Here is a 26,982-nt window from a genome sequence, read left to right on the forward strand (position 1 = left end):
GAGTGTAGCTTGCCTCACCAACCCCAGGTCCCAGCACCGCCCTTAAAGGGACCGACGATATCTTGTGTCACCCAGCCGCCATAGAAATCCCCAGATTGGGCTTGAACCACCTCACCATCGACGGTGCAACGGTCCATCCGACTGGGATAGAAGGCCACATAATCTTTGAGGTCCGCAAAGCGAGGCGTGGGGTTGGTATAAAACCAGGCAACATTTTCCTCGGTGCGATCGCCCACCGTTACCGTGTAATAGCTCGCCGATCCTTTCCATTCACAAAAAGTAGAGCGTCGAGTTTGCTGCAAATACGCCATTTGAATGTCAGTGGGTGGAATATAGTACACCGGTGGATGGCTCGTCTCTAGGACGCGCTTGGCATGGTGAGTGTCGGCCAGGATCACCCCATTAAACGTCACCTGAATCTGTTTGGGTGAATCTTCCAGGCGGGGTGGTCGAGGGTAATCCCAAACGGATTCTTGGCCAGGGCCAGGTTCAATGCGGTTTAGGGGCATGGAGCAATCGTTCCTGTGTAACGCGTCTGTCTTGAGCGTAGCGCTGATCAGCTCATAGGAGTGTGAATTTCGAAGCTCTCGCGGTGTTAATAAGGGCAGTGTGATTCCCTTCAACCGCTAGTCAAACTGAATACTGCTGTTTGATCACGACTTTCAACCGCACCTAAGGCTTTAAGAGAAGCCTTCTGAGCCATCGTCAACCCCGTCGTCCCCGTGATATTCATCCCGTCATACAGCGGCTTCACTTTTAACACCCCTTGACACTCGCCCGTCGGCACCTGCCAAATCCGTAATGTCTGATCCTGTGACCCACTTGCTAGCTGAAGCGGTGCCTTATCCTTAGACGACAATGGTGGCAAAAACACCAACGATCTCACCTCATTTTCATGCCCCTCAAAGGTTCCTATACATCTTCCCGTAGACAGGTCCCATAGCTTGATCGTATGGTCCAAACTCCCACTTGCTAATAGTCTCCCATCGGGACTGAAGGCCACCGTATACACACCATTGGTATGCCCCATCATGTGTTGTCGGCACTCGCCTGTCTCCACCTCCCAGACTTTAATGGTGTGGTCAAAACTGCCGCTTGCCAAGAATTGACCATCGGGGCTAAAGGCCACTGAGTACACCCGATCCTGGTGTTCCCTTAAGGTATGGAGACACGCTCCCGTCTGCGCCTCCCATAGCTTAATCGTGCGATCGCCACTCCCACTTGCGACTCTGCTGCCATCTGGACTGACCGCCACTGACCAAATCCAGGTCTGATGTCCCGTCAACGTCATCACACAATCTTCGGTGCTGATACGCCAGACTTTGACGGTATGGTCGCTAGCGCCACTCACCAGCCAGTCCCCATCGGGGCTGTAGGCGAGGGCATAGACCCAGCCCCGATGCCCCGTGAGGGTGCTAAGACATTGACCCGTAGGATAGTGCCAAAGCTTAATGGCATAGTCCCCCCCGCCACTAGCTAGAGTTTGATCTTTGGGACTAAAAGCCAAGGAATAAACAGGATGATGGTGGCCCTTAAGCGATCGCATCACCTGACCTTGCTGACGGTTCCAAAGCCGAATGCTCTGGTCGAAACTACCGCTGGCAAGGGTGTGGCCATCGGGACTACAAGCCACGGCAAAAATTCGGTTGGTATAGCCCGTCAATACTTTTAGGCAAGCCCCCGTGTCTGGATGCCATAGCCGCATAGTTTGATCATGACTACCACTGGCAACCAGGTGACCGTGGGGATGGAAGGCGACAGCGACAATGCCGTGATCATGTCCAGATAGGGTCTGAAGACAGATGCCACTCTTGACCTCCCAAAGTTTGACGGTTTGGTCGCCACTGCTGCTGACAAGCTGGCTACCGTCTGGGCTAAAGGCAATAGATAATACCCAGTTGCGATGACTGTGGAGCGTTTGGATGCACTCACCGCTGTTGTAATTCCAAAACTTGATGGTTTTGTCTGTACTACAACTGGCTAATCTTTGAGTGTGGGGGGCAAAGGCAACAGACATCACCCAATTGGTATGACCTTGCAAGGTCTGTTGACAGGTGCCTGTTTCCACATTCCAGAGCTTGATGGTTTTATCAGAGCTGCCACTAGCAATCAAGGAGCCATCGGTGTTAAAGGCCACGGTAAATACCGCTTGTTGATGACCTTGTAAGGTTTGTTGGCATTGGCCCCGATTAATGTCCCACACTTTGACGGTACAGTCTTTACTGCCGGAGGCGAAGGATTGCCCGTTGGGACTAAAGGCAACGGCACAGACTTCGGACTGATGGTCTTCGAAAGTATGAACACAGGTGCCTGTCTCTACATTCCAGAGTTTGAGGGTATGGTCGGCACTGGCGCTGATCAGAGATTGGCTATCGGGACTGAAGGCGACGGAGAGGACTGCGTTCTGGTGTTCCTGTCCGACCCAGAGTTGTTGGTAAGTACGAGTACACCAGACTCTGACTTTGCAGTCTTGATCAGCGATCGCTAGACACTGACCGTTGGGGCTGAAGGCGAGGGCTTTGACTTCGTCTAGCACTTCGGAAAAGGCCACATTGCTAAAGTCAGCATTGGCGAAGTTAGTATTGTGCAGCGGCATCCCCTGCAAGTTGGCTTGCCAGAGGGTCAGTCCCGAAAAGTCGTAGCCACTGATATCCACTTCCAACTGCTGAGCAAAATGGAGCAAGTTTCCACAGAAATATCCTGTTGCTTGGGTGGATTGACCCCGGAGCCTAGTCAGCAAAGAAAATAAGCGATCAGTAATAGCCGTTGGCGTCCGGAAATAGGACAATAAATTATCTACGATGGGCTGCAAAATTAGGCATCTTTGGGTTTCGCTAATAGAGACCGAAGCTTGAGCTTTTACCAACGGATATTGAGAGAGACAACCCACTTGATTTTGCAGGATAGATTCAGTGACTTGCTGGATCAGCTTGGCCGTCATATATTCCATAACCACGGGTTGCAAGGTGAAATGATGGACGGATTTCTCGATCAGGGATCGATGCTGTAGGGCTGCGATCGCTTGTAACAGTTCTCCCATGGGGGTAAGGGAAAAAATATCGGCCTGTAAGTCTTGATATGAAACAGGCTCCCGATTGATTGCCAACCAATGCATAACCTCTGTTTCAATCGGACTTAATCGCTGAAATTGTTGATCCAGCAGATCTCTAATGTCATCAAAAATGAAGAGTTCGCTATTCAGAAAATTCAGAAAACCAGAGAGATCCGACTCAAAAACATCTCGGACGAAGGATGCAATAATCTTTAGGGCCAGCGGGTTACCGGCATATCGCCTAGTCAAACTGAACCAATCCTGATCGGCCCCTGTATACGTTCCAACAGAGTTAAAAATTTCTCGGCCAGCTTGAGTTGATAACCCTTGTATTTGTAAACAGCGAACCGGTAACCTATCCCCTTCAAGGGCATTGAGACCTTGAGGTTTTTCCCTAGACGTCAGAATTAGACAGCTTTTATGGGGTGTTTTGCCCACCAACTGTAGCAATTGTCCATACTCTTCATAGCCTGTTCGGTAAGCCCCAGTCCGGTTGCAGCTTGCCAAAATTGACTCGGCATTATCTATCACCAGCAGACAGCAACTGTCTTGCAAATACTGTACTAATCGAGACAGTAAATCAGACAGAGAGTTATAAATATGGGTGTCTTGATGATGAGAGAGAACTTGAATGAGGTTGATTAAAAAGGGTTGTAGAGGAGGGGCATTGCGTAAACTCCGAAAAATTACCGTATCAAACTGATCCTGCAACTGCTGCGCTAATTTAACGGAGAGTGTTGTTTTACCAACCCCACCCATTCCCAAAATCGTAATCAAACGACAATCATCATTCAGAATCCAGGTTTGCAGCTTATGTAACTCTGGGCTGCGACCATAAAAAATAGAAACATCAATGGCTTCTCCCCAATCTTGATATCGGGTGCGAGCAGCCGACTGTTTTGGCAGAACGAGTTCGTCTTGAGGACTATTCCAATGTTTGTTCTCGAAGGTGGAAATGGTCTGCCAATCTAAACCGAGTTGGGTACAAAGCTCAGTAAAGGTTGCAACATCAACAGGCTTCCCGCGCAAGAAATTTCCTACTGTTGATAAACTAAAGCCTACACTTTCTGCCAGCGACCGTTGACTATGAAAGCCGTTCCGTTTCAGAGCTAATTTGGCCTTTCCAATACAGTCATCACGGACACTGAGAGATCTGGACATTCCCCACTCCAAGGTAGCTTGCTAGCAAGGTCTTTATAACTAGAGATCAGCAGACTGTAAGTTCTTGTTAAAACATGGTTTCTATAAAGCCATGCCCCTATAAAGAATTCATGGTATCCACCATGAACACCAGTCAATCTATACTCCCCCAGAAAATTTTATTTGAAGGGATCAATTCTAAAAATTTTCTTATCAAAATAAAACTCTAAAACCTCTGTGAATTTTTATCTATGAAGATTAAAAATACTCAGCCATAAGTCAGCTACAAGTCAGCTATTCTCCACTCCGAACTCAGCTAAGACTGTTGTTTGATTACAGATAGCTAGTGATCTAGCTAACTGTTATTGGTTTTACTCGATCCAGCATGTTTACTGACTGAATATGTATCAGCAAGGCTATAAACACTATTGTAATAGCTCCATAACATATTGAATCGGATGAACCTTTATCTATCTCAGGAATAATATCCACTCAATATTCCCTGAGTGCAGGTGATAAATATTTTATTTCCCTCTATTTCCATGGTGGCACTGTGATTGTCCATAGATTATGTTTCCAGCGTTGTGGACAATGTTCGCGCTCAAGATTAATACAATCTATGGATTGGCATAGCCATTGGGTATCTCATTAGAGCTTTTGTGATGTTCCCGAATAACTTAACGCAGCGTAAAGATTAGATTCGGCAGAACGGGAAGAACCTTTACCGCTTGTTTTAAGCAACTTTCTGATGCCGAAAAATAGATTTTTTTGCGCTGAGTTGTGCCTACAGAAAATTTTTTAATTACATAAAAGGAGTTCAATTCTATGGCTATCTTCGAAAGTACAGGTGATATTTCGTCTGTTGTTGCTGAGTTTCAGGCAGCGCTGGGTGAACCCAACAATGGGAATGACTCTGGCCCTATCGCCGAAGGCAGACGCCAAATTGACTGGGATGCTGATATTGTCCCCTTTGATATGCCCGGCGACTTTTTTAATACCACCGTTACCCGTGGTGCTGAATTTATAACTGATGCAGACTCCGAGTTTCGCGTTAGTAACCCCACCAATGATGATCCGGGTGCCCCCGATAATGAGTTTGACAGTATCAATGCGACTTATCCTGACCAATTTCAAACCTTCAGCGATCCTCGACTCTTTACCCCTTCTGGTTCCAACGTCACTGAGGTGGAGTTCTTTGTGTCTGGGTCTAATGTGCGAGCCACGTCCAGTGGCTTTGGCGCGGTTTTTACGGATGTTGATTTAGCCGACAGTACCAAAATTGAATACTTCGATATCGATGGCAATCTTCTCCTATCTGAATTTGTTGATCCAGATCCGCAGGGATTGTCCTTCCTAGGCGCAACCTTTGAGGATAACAATCTATACCGCGTGGAAATTACTAGCGGCAATACCCCGATTGGTCCAGATGATGATCCAGACAATGGGGTTGATATTGTTGTGATTGATGACCTTCTATATGGTGAGCCGCAGGTGGCTGAAACCATTGATGGCGATGATGAGGATAACCGCTTGACGGGGACGCCAGGAGGGGACTTTATCCGAGGCTTGGGTGGAGACGATTCCATTCTGGCCTTTGGCAGCAATGATGTGGTCCAAGGCGGGGATGGCAATGACCTCGTTAGTGGAGGAGACGGTAACGACTTCATAGATGGCGGGGCAGGCGATGACATTCTCGTCGGTGACAAGGGAGATGACACCAAACTAGGGGGCGATGGCAACGATCGCATCATTTGGAATGATGGTGATGCCACAGATCGTATCGATGGCGGCTCAGATCTGGATACGGTTGAAGTGAATGGCAGTATCGATCAAGGTGATGAGTTCGAGGTGAACGCAGGGGGCAGCGATGTCTTGTTTAGACGCGCCAATCTGGTCGAGTTTGAACTCGATATCAGTACGGTTGAAACTTTGGAGGTCAATGGTGATGGTGGGGATGATCAATTTACCGTAGGCGACCTATCCGCAACGGGTCTGGAAAACGTGATTTTCAGCGGAGGGGATGGTAATGATGTTCTGGATGGAGCAGAAGCTACGACTGATTTGTCCGCTTTTGGGGGCAATGGCAATGACACGATGACAGGAGGATCGGGTAAGGATCTATTTGAAGGAGATGCTGGTGACGATAGTCTAACCGGACGTCGAGGTAATGACACACTTATGGGTGGCGATGGCAACGACATCCTCCGAGGCGGCAGAGGAGCGGATATGCTGACTGGCGGCGCTGGTGATGACGTTTTGTTTGGCGGTCGGGGCGCGGATGACCTCAATGGTGGCACTGGAAATGATGTCATGCAAGGGAACCAAGGTGCTGATGTCTTTAGGTTTGAAGGTGATCTCTTGGATGGCATCTCCGATATCGACATCATTCAAGGCTTCCAGGCCCAAGATTCCTTCAACTTCGATGATTATCTGGGGGCTGGAGGATCAGTGGCCTTCAGTAGAATCTCCAATGGCTTGTTGCAAATTGATTTGAGTGGTGAGGATACAGTGATTGTATTCGGTGGCAATGCAGCCCTCAATGCTGCTGAAACCCAACTTGGAGCGCTGTAAAGGGTCACCCATACAGAGCTAGATCGGTAAAAACAATACCGAGGAAGTCGAATCCCCTAACTTCCTCGGTATTGCTGTGGATGTATAAGATTGGAGAATTAGCCAAAATTAACCAAATCGCCCCGAAACATAGTCCCGCGTATAGTCTTGCTTGGGATTGGTGAAGATGGTGACGGTATCGTTATATTCCACCAAATATCCCAGCTTGCCGCCTTGCTCAGTGGCTTCCGCATTAAAAAAGGCTGTTTTATCTGAGACCCGAGATGCCTGCTGCATATTGTGAGTAACAATCACAATGGTGTACTGCTCTTTTAACTCCTGCATCAGTTCTTCGATCCGTAGGGTTGAAATGGGATCTAAGGCTGAGCAGGGCTCGTCCATCAGGATGACTTCGGGTTGGATTGCGATCGCACGAGCAATACACAGCCGCTGCTGCTGTCCCCCCGACAGGGAAAGTCCACTCTCCTTGAGCTTGTCCTTTACCTCATCCCAAATGGCAGCCTTCCGAAGAGAACTTTCCACCAACTGGTCCATATCGCCCTGATAGCCATTGATGCGGGCACCAAAGGCGATATTCTCGTAGATTGATTTTGGGAAAGGATTCGGCTTTTGGAAGACCATGCCAATCCGACGCCGAACTTCAACCGGATCCACCTTCTTGCTGTAGAGGTTGACGCCTCGGAAAAAGACATTCCCCTTCACCTTGGCGCTAGGAATCAAGTCATTAGTGCGATTGAAGCAGCGCAGTACCGTGCTTTTGCCACAGCCCGATGGCCCAATAAAAGCCGTGATTTGACTTGCTGGAATATCGAGAAATACTTCACGGACAGCCGGAGTGGATCCATAGTAAACAGACACCCCTTCCATCTTGAGCGCAGGTTGATCTGTAACTGGACTGGAATCAGAGGTCATAGGTGAGTCGGCAAGGTTAGTCATGGGTTCGCATCCACAAGCTTATCAGTGAGAGTCGATTTATTATTCTCATTTCACCTTAAAGAGCACAGCTTATTACTAGGTTAAGGGATGAAAGAAAATGATGAGATTAGGATCACAGCTTTTGATTCTGAAATTTATTACGAAGCAGAATAGCGGTTGCATTCATCAACAATAGGACCACTAGCAAAATGATGATCCCTCCAGCTGCAATCGGCTCAAACGACTTCTTAGCCCGGGCAATCCAGACATAAATTTGAATGGGCAGCGCCGTAAAGTCAGATTGCAATCCCTCCAAAGACAAAGGAGGAGCAAAAGCGATATAGCCTGCCGCACCCACCACTAAAATAGGGGCTGTTTCGCCAATAGCACGGGAAAGGGCCAGAATCGTTCCGGTCAGAATCCCCGGCAGAGATTGAGGAAAAACCAGATCTCGAATCACTTGCCAGCGGGTAGCCCCTAAGGCGAATCCGCCCTGGCGCAGGCTGCTAGGAACAGCTCGCAACGCTTCGCGGGTACTGACAATAATGATGGGCATAATCAATAGGGCTAACGTTAACCCTCCAGCTAGCACACTATTTCCACCGGTAATTGGACGCATAATGTCCACGAAAACCGTTAGTCCTAGAAGGCCATACACAATGGAAGGAACGGCTGCTAAATTGCCCACATTAATTTCAATGATCCGAGTAAACAGGTTATCGGGGGCAAACTCTTCCAGAAAAATGCCAGACCCGACGCCAATTGGGAATGAAACGGCTGCAGTAATGCATAGGAGCCAAACGGTGCCCATCAGCGCTGGCCAAAGCCCAGCTTTTGCAGCTTTGCGGGAAGGGGGACTGGTCAAAAAGTCAAAGTCAATACTGCTTGCCCCGTCAGAGAGCACGTCGAGGAGTAAGGTCACCAGCACCACCAAACTAATTATGGTGGCCAACCAAGTCAGAATTTCAAAAAAACGGTCCCACCGATAACGTCTACCGAGAGCAGGCTTAAACTGATCGTTGGCATCGTCTTGAAGATCGGGTAAATCTCTGGGATTTGATAAAGTCATTCGTATTTCTCCTGGAAACGGCGGACAAACCAGAAGCTAAAAACATTCAGGCAAAATGTAATCAGAAACAGTGTCATCCCCACCACAAACAAGGTTTTATAGCCAATCGTGCCGACAGGGTTGTCTCCAAAGGTGGCCTGGACTATAAACGAGGTCATAGTTTGCACCGAAACCCGTGGATCCAGGGTCAGTACAGGGGATGCACCAGCAGCAACTGTGACAATCATCGTTTCCCCAACGGCACGGGAAATAGCCAGTACGCAGGATGCCACAATCCCCGACAAGGCCGCAGGTAAAACGACCCCGGTTACGGTTTCTCGCTTCGTTGTCCCTAATGCGTAGGATCCTTGCCTAAGACTTTGGGGAACTGCATAAATGGCATCTTCACTAAGGGAGGCCACCAAAGGCATAATCGCAAAGCCCATCACCATACCCGCACTTAGGGAGTTAAAAATCTTCAAGCCTGGAACGAATCCCTGGAGAAGCGGTGTGACGAATAGCAGAGCGAAATACCCGTAGACCACTGTAGGAATACCGGCTAACACTTCCAATGCCGGTTTCAACCATCTACGTACATTGGGGGATGCATACTCACTCAGGCAAATTGCAGCCAACAAACCAATCGGCAACGCCACCATTAACGCAATCAGCGAGGTCATAAAGGTAGCGCTAATCAAAACAAAAATACCGAATTGATCACTAAACAAGGGAGTCCATTGCGTATCGGTTAAAAACCGAATCAAGGGGATCTCCTTGAAAAATTCAATCGTTTCGAAGACTAAGGTGCCGACAATGCCAACGGTTGTGGCAATGGAAATCAGAGCGAAGCTGGCAAACAAACATTTAACGATTCGTTCAGACCATACGCTCAATCCTCGTTTTGGCCTCCACAACTGTGAGTCATTAGGTGGGGGGAGTGAGGTGGATTCAGTATGCATATTCAAACTAATCAGGTTATCTCAATTCTCCAATTATTTAGGGATTCTGAATAGCACTACCTACCCAAACAGAATCCCTAGATGAGTGGCGTTAATTAAAGAACGTCACTCAATTTAACGCCAACTGTCTTTCCATCGGGGAAGACGGTTCCGGTTTTGCCTTCCTGGGCACGGGCCAACGCCTTGCCATAGATATCATCTGGCATGGGGAAGTAACCCACATCAGCGACGAGTTCCTTGTTCGCGGGATCTAAGTAAAACTCAACGAAGGACTTCATTTCAGGGCGATCCATAGCCGCCTTGCTGACATAAATAAAGAGAGGGCGCGCTAGAGGAGAATAGGTTCCATCCAGAACTGTTTCATCGCTAGGGGTGATACAACCATCCCCCCCATCAATTTGAAGTGCTTTGAGAGAATCCTTATTTTCCTCATAGTAGGAATAACCGAAGTAGCCCATGGCATTCTTATCTCCTGCAACACCACGGACAATGGTGTTGTCATCTTCACTAGTGGCAAAATCGCCTCGGCTCCCTTCCTCACCCGCAATTGCTTCATTGAAATAGTCAAAGGTACCTGAGTCTGTACCTGGTCCATAAAGGGTTAGAGGGGCATCTGGATACTCAGAATTGACCTGTTTCCACTTACTAATCTTGCCTTGAGCAGCCTTTTCCCAGGCGGTCTTTAGCTCATCGACAGTCATACATTCCGCCCAATCATTATCCTTATTGACAACAACAGACAGGGCATCATAGGCAACGGGTACTTCGATGTACTCGATATTCTTTTCCGCACACAAATCTATTTCCTTTTGCTTAATGGGGCGGGATGCATTTGAGATTTCGGTTTCACCCGCACAGAACTTCTTGAAGCCCCCACCAGTACCAGACTTACCAACGGTTATCTTGACATCACTGTTGGCTAACTGGAATTCTTCGGCCATGGCCTCAGCGATGGGAAGAACCGTACTAGAACCATCAATCTTGATCTTTCCAGACAGATTCGCGTCGGAACCCGAGTTAGAAGGGCCTTCCGTGGATTCACTGCCTGCACAGGCAGATACGCTAGCAACTAAAACAGCTAGGGAAACATAGCGAAATAATTTCATGGATTTATGCTTCAGAAACATGGGCGTTAAATCTCCCTAACCACACAAGAATTAAGTATTAATATTCTACATTCCGTTGGAGAATATCTGACGAAGGTAAAGAATAGGTTAAGTGAACGATAAGGTAGGCCTTCCCCTTGGAATAAGAGAAAGTAAATGATGGCCAAATAATGCTATGAGAACTTGGGATTGTGGTATTAACTAGGCTAACCTGCAATAGAAAAATCTAGCTTAAAATAATAGGGCAAAAGATCACCCTGGACCTTGATTAATGTGACTTCCTCCGATCTGCCAGAAGAACGCCCCAGTAGTCAATATCGCTATTTATATCCTCGTAGCCGATATCGAGGAGAATTTACACCTGCTAACCTTGCTTTTAATGCGAATCTTCAAGAATTTGCCCAGAAGGTTAATTTTATATGTGCTCTGGAAACCTCAGGAAAAATCTCTTCCTTGCAAGCCTATAAGGATATTAAAAGCCTTTGGAAACAGCTTAAAAGAAGCAAGAACAATTTGAAGATTAATCATCGCCATTGAGGTCAGTGATTTTCTTTTCTTGTACTTTTTAAGAAAAATTAAAATGATTCACAAATAATCAACACTGAAGATAGGAATAGTCCTTATTTAAATTGAGTAAATTCAAGTAGAATCATGATTTATTCCTTTATAAAGCAATTTTCTGGATAAGCGTGGCGGAATTGTGAGTTCTATAACAAACTTTGGCGCTAAGCCAATCAATACCTAGTTTTGCTTGTATTCCTGCTCCATGACACTGCAGTGATCGGTACATCTATGACTAGCAGGGGAATACACAGCTGGATTAAGTTAAGGTTAATATAACTGTCAGACCATCGCTCAACGCTTGAAAAAGGCCGAGTGGTTCAGAGTGAGTAACGATATCTCACTGAACGCCAAATTCTTTCTGCTTTAAACTTTCATAGAATGAAATAGTTTATCCCTAATTCCTATCAGAAGATGCTGAGTACATATCTATATGATCTGCTCCCAATTACCTCTAAACTTTGATCAGTAAGGCTATTGGCTGATTTGCTTTTTTGACCGCCTTGTTTTGCATTGGGCTAATCCACTATGAAGATCCAGTCCCCCAAATCTGCAAAGACTCAGAAAAACAAGACACTGGATGCTCAATTCTCCTTGAGAGAAGTTGCTTATCGTGCGATTCAGAAGCACGTTAAGAAATCAACTAAGTATGAGAAGGGAGTCTTAGCTGATCAGGATCCAGAAAATTTGCATCAGATGCGGGTCGGCATGCGTCGCTTGAGAACAGCGATTGATGTATTTGCACCTGCCATTGACTTGCCTGTGGCTGCTCAGCAGTCCCGCATCACTACGATTGCGAAGCAATTAGGAAAGGTACGCGATCTCGATGTCTTGCACAGTTGGTTCCAACATTATTTAACGCTTGCGGATGCGAGTGTGGAAGAATCAGAGCAGATCCAGCAGGTGCTGGTTCGTCTTCATAGACGTCGGCAAAAAAAGTTTGCCCAGCTTCCTAAACTATTTAAGAGTAAAGTCTATCGTCAGTTTGTCTCTGCCTATCGAGACTGGCTCAATGAACCTCAATTCAATACGGTCGCTGTCATGCCAGTTTTGGATGTTATTCCTGATCTGCTATTGCCGCTTCTCAGTCAGCTCTTTCTTCATCCTGGCTGGTTAGTGGCCACTGAAACGATCGAAGGGCAGATATATCCCATGGTGGGAGTCACGATGGCATCCTTGGATCAGATTTTTGCAGCGGAGGGGGCAGAACTGCACGATTTGCGCAAACAGATAAAGCGCGTTCGTTACCAGACGGAGTTTTTTATTCCTTTTTATGGCAAATCTTATCAGACTCAAACTCAAGGGTTTCGAACCCTACAGGAACTGTTAGGGCTTTTCCAAGATGAAGCAGTCTTAAATGAGTTTCTGGTTAAAGAATTGGGTTCAACTTGGCCCCACCGCTTGCCTGTTCTGGCCGCTCTACTACAAGAGGAGCGGTTCCGCAATTGGCAGCAGTGGCAAGCGTTACAGCGCAAGTATTTAGATCCTAAGTTTCGCCGAACGCTTAGCCGTCGCCTTATGTCCCCTACTGTGAAACTTAATCCCACCTGATGTTAGGAGCAAACGGTGATGAACAATGTCTATGACAGAGCAGGACTGTCGGGGTGTAATTTATCCCAATCCCAGGCATGTGGGTTAGTAGTGATGTATTGGTAGAAGGTGTGAAACGCAAACCGATGGGAGATAACATGCTGGTCAATCTCCTGTTGCCAGAGGGGCTGCTGCGGCAATGTTCGAAGGTGGCTAATGCGTTGGGTTGTCGCCTTTTTAAAGGTTGAGATCCAATTGAGTAGCGGTTGCGATCTCACATTTATTTGATCCAGTTGAGGCTGCTGGGGCAGTTCTTCTATGGTATCCGCAGTCGCAATAATGCCGTGAATATGATTCGGCATCATCACCCAATGATGCAAGTCTATCTTTGAACAAGTTGCGCAAGACGTTTGCCATTCTTCTGCGACCAATTGACCCAGGTTACTCAGCTGCATTTCACCCTCAATCACCTCACCAAAAAGACATTCCCTCTCATGCGTACACAGCGTAATGAAGTATGTCTCGGTCTGGGGATAGTTAGATTGCAAGGTCGATGTCGGTGGGTGAGGGCGGGATAAAGTCTTAGGCACGGAACGCTACTGTGTAGATGGTCATAAAAAGCAAGCAATACCCTTAGAATGCCCACAAGCAAGATCAGCTCTAAAGGATATAAACATAAATTATGTTTGTAATTACTATTGTTTAATGCTTGTTAATTCACACTTGTAGTATGACTAATTTTTACGATTAATGTCGTTTCTTCTGATACAAAACCTAGTCGTCAATATCCTGAAGAATTCTATACAAAGACAAACATTTATTAATCTGATTGCCATCAGTAAATACGCGCAAATGATGTCAACGAAGAGTGAGTCCACTCGATAAGAAAACGTTAGAGGGATCAGCTTCTACTCCCTATCAGCCTTTGCCTGCTGTAACCTAGACCTTGTTTAGATGGGGTGCCTAAAACACCATTTCTAGTTTTTTAAAGTCCTGCTCTATTTCCGCCCATAGAGATTTATTATGTGGATCAGTATTCAGAGCTTTTTTTAAGTAAGCTCTAGCTTGATTAAGCTTTCGCTCACGAATGAGTTGACGCCCCCAAGATTGGTAAATAATAGCCTGCCATTGTCTCACTTCGGCATCTTCGGGTAAGCGTTGGGCTAAAGCCTCAATCAATGCGACTGCTCGTGGGAACCGCTGACTTTGAATCAGGTCCTGCAGTTGTCGATAAGAATCCACCTTCAGCTTCACTTCGTTAGGGGACAAGGGCGTTGTCCGAGCACGTGGCATTTGTGCAGGGGGCGTTTGTGTAGAAGGGTTGGGTGGGTTGACTCGCTGAGGGGGAGGGGCAGGCTGCCGACGCTGGGTGGTAGAGGTAGCAGGTGAAGCGGGTGATTTGTGAACAGGGGGTTGACGTCGAGGTTGTTGCTGAGCAGAGGGAGCGGGTTTTGCAGGTTGTCGGGTAGAAACTTTGACTTGAGGAGATGGCCGGGTTTTGACGGTATGCCGTGGCGTGCGGGTAGCAGTGACCGTCTCGTGTTGGGACGCAGGCGGAACAACTTTTTGGAGTGTTTTGTAGGCTTCTGTGACCTGGATAAACTTTTCGTGGGCCAGCTCATCGCCCGGATTGATATCAGGATGCCATTGCCTAGCTAGCCGTCGATAGGAGGCTTTGAGATCATCAATGTTAGCTCTAGATGTGAGTTGTAGCAGGCGATAGCAGTCTGCGATATCCATGTGTTTTTACAGTCAGAAAACCCTTACTCTAAATTTAGATCACATTCAAGTGATCCTTAATGACGTTCTTACTCTCTATATAGTTGTCACTTGCTACTCATTTCTTTCACGAATAGCGAATCTGTTTACGTTGAACCACCGTAACATTTTTAAGTTGCGGAATGATTTTTATGAGGATTGGCTTGCCCCCACCACAGCACTATGATTAGCCTACCCCGCAAATGGTCCTGGTCATTCCCCAGCATCAAAGACGCTCAACCCTCTAGGCCCAGATAGAGAGCTGGACAATGGAGACTTTACCGATAATGCAATTCCCGTTTCAAAAAATTATATCTGGAGGCCAGACGGGGGCAGACCGGGCAGCACTAGATTGGGCCATCGCGGTTGGCCTTGCACAAGGGGGATGGTGCCCTCGTGGTCGCCGGGCTGAAGATGGTCGCATTCCAGATGTCTATAATCTGCAAGAGACAGCTGCTTCGGACTATGCGATTCGAACTGAATGGAACGTTCGCGACTCAGATGCCACCATCATTTTTTCTATTGCCGATGTCCTCACAGGTGGAACCCAACTGACCCAACGGTTAGCCCTTAAATACCATCAGCCCTGGGTACAGGTATACGCCGGAATGGGGACACAGCAGGCTGCTGCCAGGCTGTACGATTTTGTTGTGCAAACGCCCATCGCAACCCTGAATATGGCCGGTCCTCGGCAATCAGAGGAGCCTTTAATTGGTGAGTTTGTGACCCAAGTCATGAATGCGGCCTTTGGTCTAGCCACGGATGACAGTTGAACGGCTTGTTTAATCCTTTGTTTGCAACCCTCTTGCAAATAGCTAAGGTTGAACTTAATGCCATTGGACCCAGGGCAAGGTACACTCAGGCGAGCAAACTTTGCAGAAATGGCTTCAGGTTATTGCAGAATACTGAGTCCAATGATGCGATAAATCCCAAGCTCAGAATTAAGAAGCTGCAGCTTCAGGAAGTTCTTCCCAAGGATCTTCAACAAAAGTGACTTTAGCTGGGTCAGTTTCTTGAATAAGCTTCAATTCCATTAGTTCTTCAATTAATTCAATCAACGTATCTAAAGAATTATTCGCTTTGATTAGAAGTTGTGGCAGGGTGGCATTGCCCTGTTGTTGGGCAATAAATTGAAGCAGTTGAAGAGCAGGTTCACTAACATCCTGATGGACGCTGTAGCGAATGTGAGTAAGTGAGGAAAGTTTGCTCCGAGGCATATTAGTCTCCGATGATTATCTGCTAAGGACCCATTAATGCCATTGCTAAAAAAGGCACTCTGTTACTCTTAGGATGCCCAGAATGAGTAGAGATAACAAAGTTAGAAATATAGATCTTTTTTAAGATTATCGGCACGGCTTGAAGAAAAACTTTTTCTTTCCAAATCATGTTGTTGACTAAAACAGTTAGGTTGCTCAGGTGTAAAAGTGACTAGGCGTGCTTGGATAATGGGAAAAATCGGCAGGGTAGTCCTTTTCTCTGGAATATCGCAGTAGGCTTCAGTCTGGGAACAACTGGCTGAAGAATGAGGGGATTAGGATAACCGCTCAGAAGACGCTAAAGAATAGCTGGTTTTAGGGGAGTGGAATCTGTACCGTCGATGATCAGCCCTATCGTTTATGATGGTTAGGTCTTCTGTTGCTGGTGAGATGGGTCAACTCGTCGCCACAAGCTGGCCCAGACTTCCACCTTTGCGTCCTGGGTATACCCACGTGCCTTCTGTTGTCTGATTTGATGTGATGCCATCAAATCTGGTTTTGTAAGTCTTTTTCCTATGTCAATCTCTACTTTGTCTCGGTTTGCCGATCTTGCGATCGCACCTCCGTTACTGCAAGCCGTCGAAGAAGTCGGCTATGAATCTCCCTCTCCGATCCAGGCCCAAAGTATTCCCCCCTTACTGGCAGGTCGGGATCTGCTCGGCCAAGCCCAAACTGGAACGGGGAAAACTGCAGCCTTTGCCCTACCGCTGCTGAGCAAGCTCGATCTATCTCTGGTCCATCCGCAAATTCTGGTCTTAGCGCCCACCCGAGAGTTAGCGATTCAGGTGGCAGAAGCGATGCAGACCTATGCTCGCCATCTGCCTGGCTTTCATATCGCTACTCTTTATGGTGGGCAGAATATCAGCACCCAGCTCCGCCAACTCCGTCGCGGCGTTCATGCCGTTGTGGGCACGCCCGGACGACTGATCGATCATCTACTACGCGGCACTCTCAAGCTCGATAACTTATCTACCGTGGTGCTAGATGAAGCCGACGAAATGCTGCGCATGGGCTTTATTGAAGATGTTGAAAAAATCCTCGACGCCACGCCGAGCGGACGGCAGGTCGCCTTATTCTCCGCTACCATGCCCTCTGCAATTCGACGCGTGGCTCAACGACATCTCAAGGATCCTGTTGAGATTAAAATCAAGTCGAAAACCGCCACGGTTTCCACCGTCACCCAACGCTATTGGCAAGTGCGCGGTCTGAGCAAACTCGATGCCCTAACCCGCATCCTAGAAGTGGAAGACTTTGAAGCCATGCTGGTTTTCGTGCGCACTAAAGTGATGGCCGCCGAACTAGCCGAGAAGCTAGAGGCCAGAGGCTATTCCAGTGCGGTCCTTAGTGGTGATATTAGTCAGCCTTTGCGAGAAAAAACCATCGATCGGATCAAATCCGGTCGGTTAGATATTATCGTGGCCACGGACGTCGCGGCTCGCGGCCTAGACGTAGAGCGGATTAGCCATGTAATTAATTATGATATTCCCTACGATACGGAAACCTATGTGCATCGCATTGGCCGCACAGGGCGCGCTGGAAGACAGGGGGATGCGATTCTGTTTGTGTCTTCGCGGGAAAAGCGGATGCTGCGCTCCATTGAGCAGGCCACCCGCCAGCCGATTCAACCGATGCAAATTCCCAGTCATGCGGACATTGCTGATCGGCGAATTGTCCAATTTAAACAGTTGATCACCGATACCTTAGAAGATCAAGATCTCGGCTTCTTTGAAGATTTAATCTCCAATTATCAGCAAGATCAAGACTTAAGCCTGCGGGAAATTGCAGCGTCTCTGGCCTATCTGGTGCAAAAAGATAAGCCCTTGGTGCCCCCGGAAGAAGATTTATCCTCAGACAGTCACGCAGTTCAAACCAGCAACTGGGCCGCTGATTTGGGCAAACCCTCCCATCAGCAGATGCAGCTATTCCGCATTGAGGTGGGACGTCAGCATGAGGTAAAGCCGAAGAATATCGTGGGTGCGATCGCAAATGAAGTCAACCTTGCCCCTCGCTATATCGGTCAAATCAAGCTCTTTGATACCTTCAGTACGGTGTACTTGCCCGCTTGCATGCCCAAAGCCGTCTTTCAGCACCTCAAGCAGGTGAGGGTTCGGGGGCAAAAACTCAATATCAGTCCCTGTGCCAAAGAGGAACGGACCCATCGGCGTTCCGCTCAGCGCGCCCGCAAACACAAACATAAAAAGCATGCCAAGGCTAAAGCCGCAAAACGTTAAGCCCGGTTAACTCTCGCGCCTATTGTTCAATGATGGTCTTTAGATTGGCCAATCCCGTTTCGTAGTCTTGACCGACCGCACTATCGATCACAAATCTAAAATAGGTGCTCAGCGGCTGCATCAGCAGGGGAACACCGGCTCTCAAATCGGTATCCAGCGACCAAACCACCAGCGTGTCATCGTCCTGGGGGGTGAGCTTAAACGCCGCTTCGGCCTGGCCCTGCGTCCCGAAATCCAGATGAGTTTTAACCTCACTGGGCGAGGTCAAAGCCGTGATCTCCTGGGTGCCTGTTCCCACCATGGGATCTTCGCTCTGCCAATGCATGGTTTGTCCCACGTCCGTCCCAGCAACCGTTAGAACCATATTGGGGTCCATCTTTGCCCAAGGAGACCAAGATGACCATTGAGTTAAGTCGCTAACCAAGGGATAAATATCAGTTGGGCGGGCATGGATGGCGAGACTTCGTTCCACATGGACGGTGCTGGGAAGAATAAACCCACCTAAAAATACGATGACAAACAGCCCCAGCACTCCACCCATGACCCGTTTAAAAAGAGACATAGTAAAGACGCTCCCTTAATGATTCCATTGAATTTCAGTGTAGGAAGGCTGTTTGCGTTTGGCCTATTCACTGCATAAAACTTTAAGGGCTGTCTCGATAACTGGCCGACTTTGAAGGCAGGTCAGTCCTAACACCACGCGTGCTATCACCTGGATAAGGCGCATCCGTTTGCCTGGTTATGGATAGTTGATTAACGCCTTTGATGACAGCCCTTGACGCTCGTAACGTTGACATTTATTACAAATACTACCCATAAATAAAATCAAGGGCAGGATCAAAACGCAACCCCACTTTGAGTATGACAGTGGAATGTCAAAGACTAGAGGTCGGCGGTACGCCTTACCCATAGGGAAGTGATAAGCAGCACCTGCGCCTGTGACGCACATCATATATTTAATCTGGCTGAAATTTTATGCTGGATTGCAGTGAGCCACAGTTTAAGAACAAACCTAGCAAGGCCACGACAGTTCATATCTAAGTACACACCCAATCTTACCCCCCTGCTTCGAAGGAGATTCCTATGACTCGCCAATTCAAAATGATTGCTGGTTTGCTGGCAACCACTAGCGCAGCTGGATTCGTGGTTGCTGCTTTCCCCCAAGCCTCATTGGCTGGTCAAAAGCACAGTTACGACCCCATTTTGGTTCAACGTTACAATGCTGGCTGTGTTGAGAAGCTAGTCGGTAAAGGCAAAGACCCTGCTCAAGCGAAGCAAATGTGTAGCTGCTCCATGAGCAATATGCAAAGCCAGCTGACTGAGAACGAAGCTATTAGCCTCTTGATTAAAGCCCAATTTAGCTTTGACAAGGATCAGGAGACGGGGATGCCCACCTCCCTATCTCCTTACTTCGTCGGTTGTAAAGCTTAGATTCCAGTATTCATTCTGTGGTAAATAATCCTGGCTTGCGGCACTGTGCCGCCTGCTAGGAAGATGGCTCGTTCTGTTTCCTGAAAACCGTAGGTTGTGAATTCAGCTAACTCTTGAGGAGAAAGGGGCCAGGGTGGACCTTCGCATTCCGTCTCATCCGTGCGTGTTCTCGTAATCACTAGGAGCATACCGGTTTGACTGACTAATGGTGCGATCGCACCGATGACTTGGGGACGCATCCCTATCGGTAAAGCCTGAATATTGCGGCACTCGTACACCAGATCAAAGGTCTGTTGCCAGTTTGGATCGAGATTGAACAAGTCTGCCGCTTGGTAGTGCACCTCTGAATTAGGGAAACGCTGCCGACACCATGCGATCGCAGTGGGTGAAACATCAAAAGCGGTGACTTGATACCCGTGCGACTGGAGGGCTTCCGCATCATCCCCTAGTCCACAGCCAATCACCAAAGCCGAGCGATTGGAGACCTGCGACTGCTGCAATAGCCATTCTTGTAAATAAGGATGGGGGGTTGACTTCGCCCAAGGTACCTGAGCCATATCCCCTTGCGCTTGCGCATAGAGCGGTTCGAACCAGGCATAGGGTTGATTCTGTTGTTGGGCCTGAGTGGCTAAGGTCTTGACGTGTTGTTGTAAGGCGGCAGGCTGCTGTTCAAACATGGTGTTTTTGAGACCAGAAGGTTGTTGTGGTGACACGCGACTGCTTGGCGCAGTAGTGGTTTCTCCTCCCTATCAGGGATTCGCGTTTTATCCTAACTTGCTACAGTGAGCTTGTGTTACTCGTCGTTTTTGTGGAGCAGTTCGATGATGCGCAGACACTGGATGCCCCTGCTGCTGGGTTTGATGTTGGCGGTCGGATGCAGCGTTGCCACCCGAGCCACCCCAACGCTTACCTTGGGTTTACCGATTGACTGTACGCTGGGGCAAGACTGTTTTGTCCTACTCTACCCCGATCGCGATCCCGGACCGGACGCCGTCGATTTTGGTTGCGGCCGGATGACCTATGACGGTCATAAAGGGACTGATTTTGCGATTCCCGATGACAAGGCGATGGCCAAAGGCGTGACTGTTAAAGCAGCAGCGGCAGGGACCGTTTTGCGAACTCGCAATAATATTCGCGATCGCCGTCTTCAAGATCCCAGCCAAACGACTGAAGTTGAGGGCACTGAATGTGGAAACGGGGTGGTCATTGACCATGGTCAGAACTGGCAAACACAGTATTGCCATCTCCGTCAGGGCAGCGTTTCCGTGCAGCCCGGCGACAAGGTGACAGAAGGAACGCCGCTGGGGCTGGTAGGAAATTCTGGGAAAGCGTCCTTCCCGCATGTGCACTTGAGCGTTCGTTACCAGGAGCAAGTCGTTGATCCCTTTGTGGGACCAGAGGCGCAGACAGGATGCCAGACGCCCCAAAATCCCCTGTGGAAATCGACGCTTCCCTACCAGCCAACGGGATTAATTCGGTCTGGATTTGCGACCCAACTACCTGAGCTAGATCAGTTGTGGGACGGCGATTTTAAGGAGAAAACTCTGTCCGTCGATAGTCCTGCTATCGTGTTTTGGGTTCACACCTATGGCATGCTCCAGGGCGATCAGGAACGATTGCAGTTACGCGATCCCAAGGGGAAGACGGTTGCCAATTTGAATCGTCCCATGTCCGAACCCCAGAGAGTATGGACTCGATCAGTCGGCAAGAAGAAAACTACTCCATCTCTAATGCCAGGTCGTTGGTCGGGTCGATATCAGTTGCTCCGAGAGGGGAAAGCGCTGATTGACCATGAACAAACCGTGACCTTGAAATAAGGGAATGAGTGGATCACCCATCCCAATCAGCAAAACAACGGTAGACTGCCATGACCTTGAATTCCAATCGTTGGGCCTTGCTGGCATTATTAATGGGGGCTGTAGGTATTGCCTTTGCTCCCATTTTTGTGCGGCTGAGTGAATTAGGTCCGAGTGCAACGGCGTTTTATCGGTTAGGGTTTGCTGTTCCTCTTTTGGGACTGTGGGCTGCCGTTTCCCCCTCTCAATCTGTACAGCCCCGGAAACGCAGAATCGTAGAGATGCTGCCCTTGATGTCTGCTGGGCTTTTTTTTGCGGCTGATTTAGCGGTTTGGCATTGGTCGATTTATTTCACCTCCGTGGCCAATGCCACCTTGCTAGCCAATTTTGCCCCAATTTTTGTGGTGTTAGGCAGTTGGCTGCTGTTTGGGGAAACGTTCTCGGGATGGTTTCTCGTTGCGATCTCACTCGTGCTTATCGGGGCCACTCAGCTGGTGAGTGCTAGCCTTACCGTGGATCCCCAACACCTGATGGGTGATGGCTTAGGGCTACTGACGGCAGTCTTCTATGCTGGATATATTCTGTCTGTGTCTCGTTTGCGCTTGTCTTTCCCCACTGTGACCATTGCCTTAGCCAGCAGTACCGTTGGCGCAATGCTTTTATGTTTAGTGGCTTGGCTATCGGGAGAAGGCTTTATGCCCTTAACGGTCTCTGGCTGGTTGACCTTGTTGGGGTTAGCCTGCGTATCTCAGGTAATTGGCCAAAGTTTAATTATGTTTGCCCTGGCTCATTTGCCCTCCGCCTTTGCCTCTGTCAGTTTATTGCTACAGCCCGTTACGGCGGCACTCCTAGCGTGGCAGTTCTTTGGGGAAGCCCTAAGTCTGAAACAAGGCGTGGGGGGCGCTATTGTATTGGCAGGGATTAGCCTGGCTCGATGGAGCGATAGCCCTAAATCGGCCGGATTCGCCAACGACTCTCGCCACTAACCCTCGCTACCGATTGAATGATTCTGAGACTCGTGTATGCAACTTCGCGCCCAACACCTGATTGCCCAACCCATTACCCCAGAGACCTTTCAGCCCTTTGGACAAGTGATTTTTGCCACCGATGATGGGGCAGCCTATGGTCCTGACAATGCCCAGTTGCAGCTACACAAGGGCATTCCTCGGTTCTATATTATGCGGTTAGAGCAGCGGGGATGTCGATTTACGCAGATTACCCGCCATCAGCAATGCACTCAATGTTTAGGCGCATTGGCCAACCAGTCATGGTTGATGGCAGTGGCGCCTTCAGGAGCCGCTCAGTCCCCGTCCCTAGCGGAGATTACCGCCTTTCAAATTCCGGGGAATTGCTTTATCAAATTAGAGGTGGGCACCTGGCATGCCGGTCCTTACTTTGCCTCCGACTGGATTGATTTCTATAACTTAGAACTGGCGGATACCAATCAGGTCGATCACGACACCTGTGATCTGTCCGCCCTTTATAATGTTGAACTCCACATCGACCTGGCGATGTAATTGTCTACTGTATGCTGCCCCCTGTGAATTATCGTCGTCGTCAATCTTCACTTCGTCGTCAATTAGCCCGAAGGTTGCCTCCTAAAAGTGTCTTGAAGTTTCAGGACGGAAAATTTTCGGTTTCGGGCTTAGATGCCTGGTATACCTATTGGCGCGATCCTTACCATTTGCTACTGACCATCCCTTGGCCGGGGTTCCTGCTGATTTTGGCCGGGGGATATGTGGTGATTAATATCCTGTTTGCCTTGGCCTTTTTAGCCGGAGGAGACTGTATTGCCAACGCCACACCGGGGTCCTTTTGGGATGCCTATTTCTTCAGTGTGCAAACCTTAGGGGCCATTGGCTACGGTGCCATGCATCCCACCACCCCCTATGCCAATTTAGTGGTTACGGTGGAAGCTTTTACCAGTATCCTCAGCGTGGCCCTGATTACAGGACTGGCCTTTGCCCGGTTCTCTCGTCCAGCCGCACGCGTGCTCTTTAGCCAAGTTGCGGTGATCACGCCCTACAACGGTGTGCCAACGCTGATGTTTCGCACGGCCAACCAACGTCGCAACCAAATTTTAGAAGCGGAAATTAATCTCTACTTTTTGCAGGACGAAATTAGCAGTGAGGGGGACTCGATGCGGCATTTGTATAATCTCAAGCTGCTGCGCCATCGCACCCCATCCTTTACCCTGACGTTGACGGTGATGCACCCGATTGATGAAAGTAGTCCCCTGTATGGGGCGACAGCAGAATCTTTAGAACATACCAAGGCCACTCTGATTGTGACGCTCACTGGAATTGACGACACCGTGGCCCAATCCTTACACGCCCGTCATACCTATGGGGCAACGGATATCCTCTGGAACCATAAGTTTATTGATTTGTTTCATCAAACGCCCAATGGTCATCGCTATATCGATTACACCCACTTCCACGATGTCTTGCCACAGTCGTCCGATCGCAAGCACTAAGCCGTGGTCTCCCCCAACCGTTCACCCACCGAGAGTCGTAAGCCGTTGGCAAAGTCCCAGCCAGACTGGCGACGTTTTCCCGCCATCTGTAGGGAGCGCAGCAGCAATCCGCCTTCACCTGTCTGGACAACAGGTCCCTGTTGGGGGGCAATATAAACGAGGCTGCCGGGAGGGGCATCCGTGGCGGGAATGGCCTGGGTAAGCGCAGCTAACTCTTCTGGCAACGCTTTGGCAGCAGTCGCATTTAGCGGTGCGGTCTCCATAATTTTGAGATTAGCCCCTCGGAACTGGGTGACACAGTTAGGGGCAAACCCTCGAATCTGATTGTGGAGTGCGATCGCAGATCGAGACCAATCCAGGTGGTAATCTGATTTTTGAATCAAGGGCGCATAGGTAGCCTGTGCCGGATCTTGAGGGACAGGCGTGATCGTCTTTTCGTCTCGCTGATGCAGGGTCTTCACCAGTAGCTCACCAGAGAGATCAGCCAGGCGAATCGCCACATCCAGCGAATTCTCCAGCAAACCAATCTCAATCCTATGTTGGAGCAGCATATCGCCCGTATCCATGCCCTCATCCATCAGCATGGTCGTTACTCCGGCCATCGGTTCGCCGTGATAGAGACCCCACTGAATGGGAGCCGCGCCTCGATATTTGGGCAACAAGGACCCATGACTGTTGATACAGCCCAAGCGAGGCATGGCCAAAATTTCAGGCGAGAGAATTTGGCCATAGGCCACGACGACAAAGGCGTCAGCCGCTTGCGATCGCAACGCTGCCAGGATCTCTGTATCCTTTTTGATATTCTGGGACTGCCATACGGGGAGTCCTGCCGCTACCGCCACAGACTTAACAGGGGACGGAGAGACCTGCTTGCCTCTCCCCCGTCGTTTATCTGGCTGAGTCACCACCCCCAGCACTTCAAAGCCGGGCTCGTTTAATAACCGCTCTAAACTAGGGACCGCAAATTGCGGCGTTCCCCAATAAATAAGTTTAATCACACTGTCCAGACGCTCTACCCTGGCATAATACCCCGCCAACCTGGAGAAACGTCATACAGAACGTCTAGGGTATCGGTTGCACCTTGTTGGGATCTGCTTCCTCAGTTCCCTTTAGCATCTGGCGCAACGCCACCAATCCTTTTTTGACTTGACGAGAAACCGTAACCGCACTAATACCTAAAGCCTCAGCCGTTTCTTTTTGCGTTAAATCATGGAAGAAAACAAACTCTAGTACATCAGACGTCCGTTTCTCTAACTTAGATAGCGCCTGACGCAGACGAATTTGATCTTCTTGAGCCAACTGAAAGCTATGATATTGGCGATCGGGGAGCAGCTCACCTAAAGATATAGATTCTTGCTCAGAATTATGGGCTGGTGCATCTAAACTCAATACAGAGCGATTACAGCAGGCTAGCTTGACTTCCTGCCATTCTTTTTGGCAAATATCAAGGGCTTTTGCGACCTCAACATCGGTGGGTTGTCGCTGCAATTCATCTCGCATGGAGCGAGTGACGTTAATGGCTTGTCGCTGCAATTCATGCCATTTTCTAGGAATCCGAACCTGAGGGCTTTTATCCCGCAGATAATGCTGGATTTCTCCCCGAATGTAAGGAACAGCAAAGGAGCTAAAGGCATGACCCTTAATCAGATCAAAACGCTCAATGGCCCGAATCAGACCGAGGGAACCCACCTGCATTAAATCGTCAAAACTCTCAGTCGAATGCCCGACCCAACGGTGGGCTTCTTTTCTCACTAACCCCAAATTCAACTGCACTAAACGATTCCGCAATTCAGTGCAAGAAGAGTGTTGATATTGCTGTAATAACTCTAAACTGGTGCTTTTTAATTCTTGAGAAAGAGTCGCGGTCATATCAAAAAAGTGATGTGAAGTTGTAGTGTTTTAACTCATCCAAATTAAGCTGTATCAACGTTGCGAATTTAATTTGAACCTTCCATTAACTTAAGAAGTCAAGGGATAAACGAGCATCAGCAAATCCACTGAACTTTATGGAACACTACTTAACATTACTTACCGATTGATCATGCCTCCTTGTTTTTATAAGGGGCAAAGCCGCCCACAGCAACGCATGACTGCACCTGCACGCCATCAATCAGCAATTGATTTTTAGAGCCTCTTGATCGGGATTCCGTAAGACTACTCCTACTGAGAACATACAAAAAGCAGGTGCGCTATTAGCACACCTGCTTCTGGGAAATCGATTAAGGACTAAAGCTGGAACCGTAACGGCTAGCTTTAGTTTGACAAATTCACCTTAGTTAAGGCGACCATAAAAGATGCCCTGGACTTTCACTTCTAGGGGATCAATGGCTCCTAAATCAGAATCGGAGAATTGCTCACTTTCGAAGGTTCCGCCAAACTCGCCCGTCTCAGAATCTACGGAAGCAACGGTCAAAGAGATGTTGCCTTCAGTTAGATCGAAGCGCTTAGCATTAGCACGATTTAAGGCGTCATCATCGGGATCAGCAGCCAAGGCGACCGCATTATCATATCCAGTAGAAACCCCTCGTCCTTTGGGATCGAGGAAACCAGAAGTCCGGTAAGAAGGAACAGAAAATCCACCAGAGAAGGATGTACCATCTGCAATGGAGCTGCCAGAGGCTGAAGCTACAAGCTCTTTAACGGTGAACAGCATGGGCACTCGCTCACGCCCAGAAATCTGTACCGTAATGGCTTGGAAATCCATGCCATCTTTCTCTTTGAACGTTAGCTTGCCACCGTCAGCAGACAAAGGCCCCTCAATTTGCTCAAGGGTGGTTGTTTTCCGAGTCATCACGCTCGCAGGCACAAATTCTGCCTCTTGGCGAGGATTCTTCGGCTCTTCTTTAACAAAGAAAGTAGTAGGTTGTAAACACAAATCTGTGATGTAGGCAGAACCCCCGACAGAGATGGTGTCACCAGTACCTGTAGGAAGGGTTGGGCAGCTATCAGCCAGACCAGTGCCTTTTACCTGGTCATAGGTCATGGAGCTGGGAACTACAGCCAAAGCCTTGGCATTGACTGAGAATACTCCCAGACAGACCGCTAAAAAAGTTACGATTAAAGTGCGAAATCTCATTGATCACCCTCTAGTATCAAAAGTTATGTTAATTCTTGCCAGATTGCCATCAAGGCACTGATGACCATGTTTGGTA

At 48.5% G+C, this 26,982-nt stretch carries 24 protein-coding genes; 10 read left to right on the top strand and 14 right to left on the bottom strand.

The features are described from left to right. Positions 1 to 14 precede the first annotated feature (14 nt). Both Q0986_RS21640 and Q0986_RS21645 read right to left on the bottom strand, forming a co-directional pair. Positions 15 to 509 carry a DUF427 domain-containing protein gene (locus Q0986_RS21640; RefSeq protein WP_299415791.1) on the bottom strand — a complete coding sequence of 165 codons (495 nt, stop codon included), beginning with the start codon at positions 507 to 509 and terminating at the stop codon, positions 15 to 17. A gap of 110 nt (positions 510 to 619) precedes the next feature. Beyond that, positions 620 to 4,213: an NB-ARC domain-containing protein gene (locus tag Q0986_RS21645; RefSeq protein WP_299415796.1), complete on the bottom strand. Its 3,594-nt coding sequence runs from the start codon at positions 4,211 to 4,213 to the stop codon at positions 620 to 622. Positions 4,214 to 5,017: 804 nt separating this feature from the next. On the opposite strand from Q0986_RS21645, the gene Q0986_RS21650 reads away from it, so the two are divergent. Beyond that, complete coding sequence (locus Q0986_RS21650; RefSeq protein ID WP_299415800.1) at positions 5,018 to 6,763, top strand: calcium-binding protein; 1,746 nt, start codon at positions 5,018 to 5,020, stop codon at positions 6,761 to 6,763. Positions 6,764 to 6,871: 108 nt separating this feature from the next. On the opposite strand, the gene pstB is transcribed toward Q0986_RS21650, so the two are convergent. From pstB to Q0986_RS21670, 4 genes are all read right to left on the bottom strand, one after another. Next, positions 6,872 to 7,699, bottom strand: a complete 828-nt coding sequence (gene pstB, locus Q0986_RS21655; protein WP_366918654.1) for a phosphate ABC transporter ATP-binding protein PstB — start codon at positions 7,697 to 7,699, stop codon at positions 6,872 to 6,874. A gap of 112 nt (positions 7,700 to 7,811) precedes the next feature. Continuing rightward, positions 7,812 to 8,747, bottom strand: a complete 936-nt coding sequence (gene pstA, locus Q0986_RS21660) for a phosphate ABC transporter permease PstA (protein ID WP_299415804.1) — start codon at positions 8,745 to 8,747, stop codon at positions 7,812 to 7,814. Continuing rightward, a complete protein-coding gene (gene pstC, locus Q0986_RS21665) occupies positions 8,744 to 9,619 on the bottom strand; it encodes a phosphate ABC transporter permease subunit PstC (protein ID WP_299415807.1) in 876 nt (291 codons plus the stop codon). The genes pstA and pstC overlap by 4 nt, the downstream gene beginning before the upstream one ends. Positions 9,620 to 9,780: 161 nt before the next feature. After that, positions 9,781 to 10,791 (bottom strand): PstS family phosphate ABC transporter substrate-binding protein, encoded by a 1,011-nt coding sequence (locus tag Q0986_RS21670; RefSeq protein ID WP_299415812.1) that lies wholly within the window; start codon positions 10,789 to 10,791, stop codon positions 9,781 to 9,783. A gap of 273 nt (positions 10,792 to 11,064) precedes the next feature. Between Q0986_RS21670 and Q0986_RS21675 the strand changes: the two genes are divergently transcribed. Next, positions 11,065 to 11,328 (top strand): hypothetical protein, encoded by a 264-nt coding sequence (locus Q0986_RS21675; protein WP_299415825.1) that lies wholly within the window; start codon positions 11,065 to 11,067, stop codon positions 11,326 to 11,328. Between the two features lie 552 nt (positions 11,329 to 11,880). Continuing rightward, a complete protein-coding gene (locus tag Q0986_RS21680; RefSeq protein WP_299415828.1) occupies positions 11,881 to 12,903 on the top strand; it encodes a CHAD domain-containing protein in 1,023 nt (340 codons plus the stop codon). A 29-nt stretch (positions 12,904 to 12,932) separates the two neighbouring features. On the opposite strand, the gene Q0986_RS21685 is transcribed toward Q0986_RS21680, so the two are convergent. Continuing rightward, positions 12,933 to 13,472, bottom strand: a complete 540-nt coding sequence (locus tag Q0986_RS21685) for a transposase (protein WP_299415831.1) — start codon at positions 13,470 to 13,472, stop codon at positions 12,933 to 12,935. A 373-nt stretch (positions 13,473 to 13,845) separates the two neighbouring features. Next, positions 13,846 to 14,622 (bottom strand): DnaJ domain-containing protein, encoded by a 777-nt coding sequence (locus Q0986_RS21690; protein WP_299415833.1) that lies wholly within the window; start codon positions 14,620 to 14,622, stop codon positions 13,846 to 13,848. A gap of 305 nt (positions 14,623 to 14,927) precedes the next feature. Between Q0986_RS21690 and Q0986_RS21695 the strand changes: the two genes are divergently transcribed. Then, a complete protein-coding gene (locus tag Q0986_RS21695; protein ID WP_299415836.1) occupies positions 14,928 to 15,413 on the top strand; it encodes a putative molybdenum carrier protein in 486 nt (161 codons plus the stop codon). Between the two features lie 168 nt (positions 15,414 to 15,581). Here the strand turns inward: Q0986_RS21695 and Q0986_RS21700 are convergent, their stop codons facing one another. Further along, positions 15,582 to 15,857, bottom strand: coding sequence for a hypothetical protein (locus Q0986_RS21700; RefSeq protein ID WP_299415839.1), 276 nt, complete (start codon positions 15,855 to 15,857; stop codon positions 15,582 to 15,584). Between the two features lie 554 nt (positions 15,858 to 16,411). On the opposite strand from Q0986_RS21700, the gene Q0986_RS21705 reads away from it, so the two are divergent. Continuing rightward, on the top strand, positions 16,412 to 18,127 hold the full coding sequence (locus Q0986_RS21705) for a DEAD/DEAH box helicase (RefSeq protein WP_299415842.1): 1,716 nt from the start codon (positions 16,412 to 16,414) through the stop codon (positions 18,125 to 18,127). A 19-nt stretch (positions 18,128 to 18,146) separates the two neighbouring features. Here the strand turns inward: Q0986_RS21705 and Q0986_RS21710 are convergent, their stop codons facing one another. Next, positions 18,147 to 18,689 (bottom strand): SRPBCC family protein, encoded by a 543-nt coding sequence (locus Q0986_RS21710; RefSeq protein ID WP_299415846.1) that lies wholly within the window; start codon positions 18,687 to 18,689, stop codon positions 18,147 to 18,149. A gap of 521 nt (positions 18,690 to 19,210) precedes the next feature. Here Q0986_RS21710 and Q0986_RS21715 point away from each other — a divergent pair. Further along, positions 19,211 to 19,558: a hypothetical protein gene (locus Q0986_RS21715; RefSeq protein ID WP_299415851.1), complete on the top strand. Its 348-nt coding sequence runs from the start codon at positions 19,211 to 19,213 to the stop codon at positions 19,556 to 19,558. Here the strand turns inward: Q0986_RS21715 and Q0986_RS21720 are convergent. Further along, a complete protein-coding gene (locus Q0986_RS21720; protein ID WP_366918659.1) occupies positions 19,555 to 20,235 on the bottom strand; it encodes a methyltransferase domain-containing protein in 681 nt (226 codons plus the stop codon). The two genes, Q0986_RS21715 and Q0986_RS21720, sit on opposite strands and share 4 nt — an antisense overlap. Positions 20,236 to 20,379: 144 nt before the next feature. Between Q0986_RS21720 and Q0986_RS21725 the strand changes: the two genes are divergently transcribed. The 4 genes from Q0986_RS21725 to Q0986_RS21740 are packed head-to-tail and all read left to right on the top strand — an operon-like array spanning position 20,380 to position 23,830. Next, entirely contained in the window at positions 20,380 to 21,375 is a 996-nt protein-coding gene (locus Q0986_RS21725) for a M23 family metallopeptidase (RefSeq protein WP_299415860.1), read from the top strand. A gap of 50 nt (positions 21,376 to 21,425) precedes the next feature. Further along, on the top strand, positions 21,426 to 22,340 hold the full coding sequence (locus Q0986_RS21730) for a DMT family transporter (RefSeq protein WP_299415866.1): 915 nt from the start codon (positions 21,426 to 21,428) through the stop codon (positions 22,338 to 22,340). 36 nt (positions 22,341 to 22,376) lie between these two features. Beyond that, the gene (locus tag Q0986_RS21735; protein ID WP_299415870.1) at positions 22,377 to 22,871 is read left to right on the top strand and encodes an ureidoglycolate lyase; all 495 of its coding nucleotides are present in this window, start codon (positions 22,377 to 22,379) and stop codon (positions 22,869 to 22,871) included. Positions 22,872 to 22,882: 11 nt separating this feature from the next. Beyond that, positions 22,883 to 23,830 carry an ion channel gene (locus Q0986_RS21740; protein WP_299415873.1) on the top strand — a complete coding sequence of 316 codons (948 nt, stop codon included), beginning with the start codon at positions 22,883 to 22,885 and terminating at the stop codon, positions 23,828 to 23,830. On the opposite strand, the gene fmt is transcribed toward Q0986_RS21740, so the two are convergent. The 3 genes from fmt to Q0986_RS21755 all read right to left on the bottom strand — a co-directional run bounded on the left by fmt (position 23,827) and on the right by Q0986_RS21755 (position 26,906). Next, complete coding sequence (gene fmt / locus Q0986_RS21745) at positions 23,827 to 24,825, bottom strand: methionyl-tRNA formyltransferase (protein WP_366918660.1); 999 nt, start codon at positions 24,823 to 24,825, stop codon at positions 23,827 to 23,829. The genes Q0986_RS21740 and fmt overlap by 4 nt on opposite strands. Before the next feature lie 67 nt (positions 24,826 to 24,892). Further along, positions 24,893 to 25,699 (bottom strand): RNA polymerase sigma factor SigF, encoded by an 807-nt coding sequence (locus Q0986_RS21750; protein ID WP_299415880.1) that lies wholly within the window; start codon positions 25,697 to 25,699, stop codon positions 24,893 to 24,895. A 403-nt stretch (positions 25,700 to 26,102) separates the two neighbouring features. Further along, on the bottom strand, positions 26,103 to 26,906 hold the full coding sequence (locus Q0986_RS21755; RefSeq protein WP_299415883.1) for a photosystem II manganese-stabilizing polypeptide: 804 nt from the start codon (positions 26,904 to 26,906) through the stop codon (positions 26,103 to 26,105). Positions 26,907 to 26,982: the final 76 nt, after the last annotated feature.

This window comes from Acaryochloris sp. IP29b_bin.148, from assembly GCF_028285565.1.
Lineage (GTDB): Bacteria > Cyanobacteriota > Cyanobacteriia > Thermosynechococcales > Thermosynechococcaceae > Acaryochloris.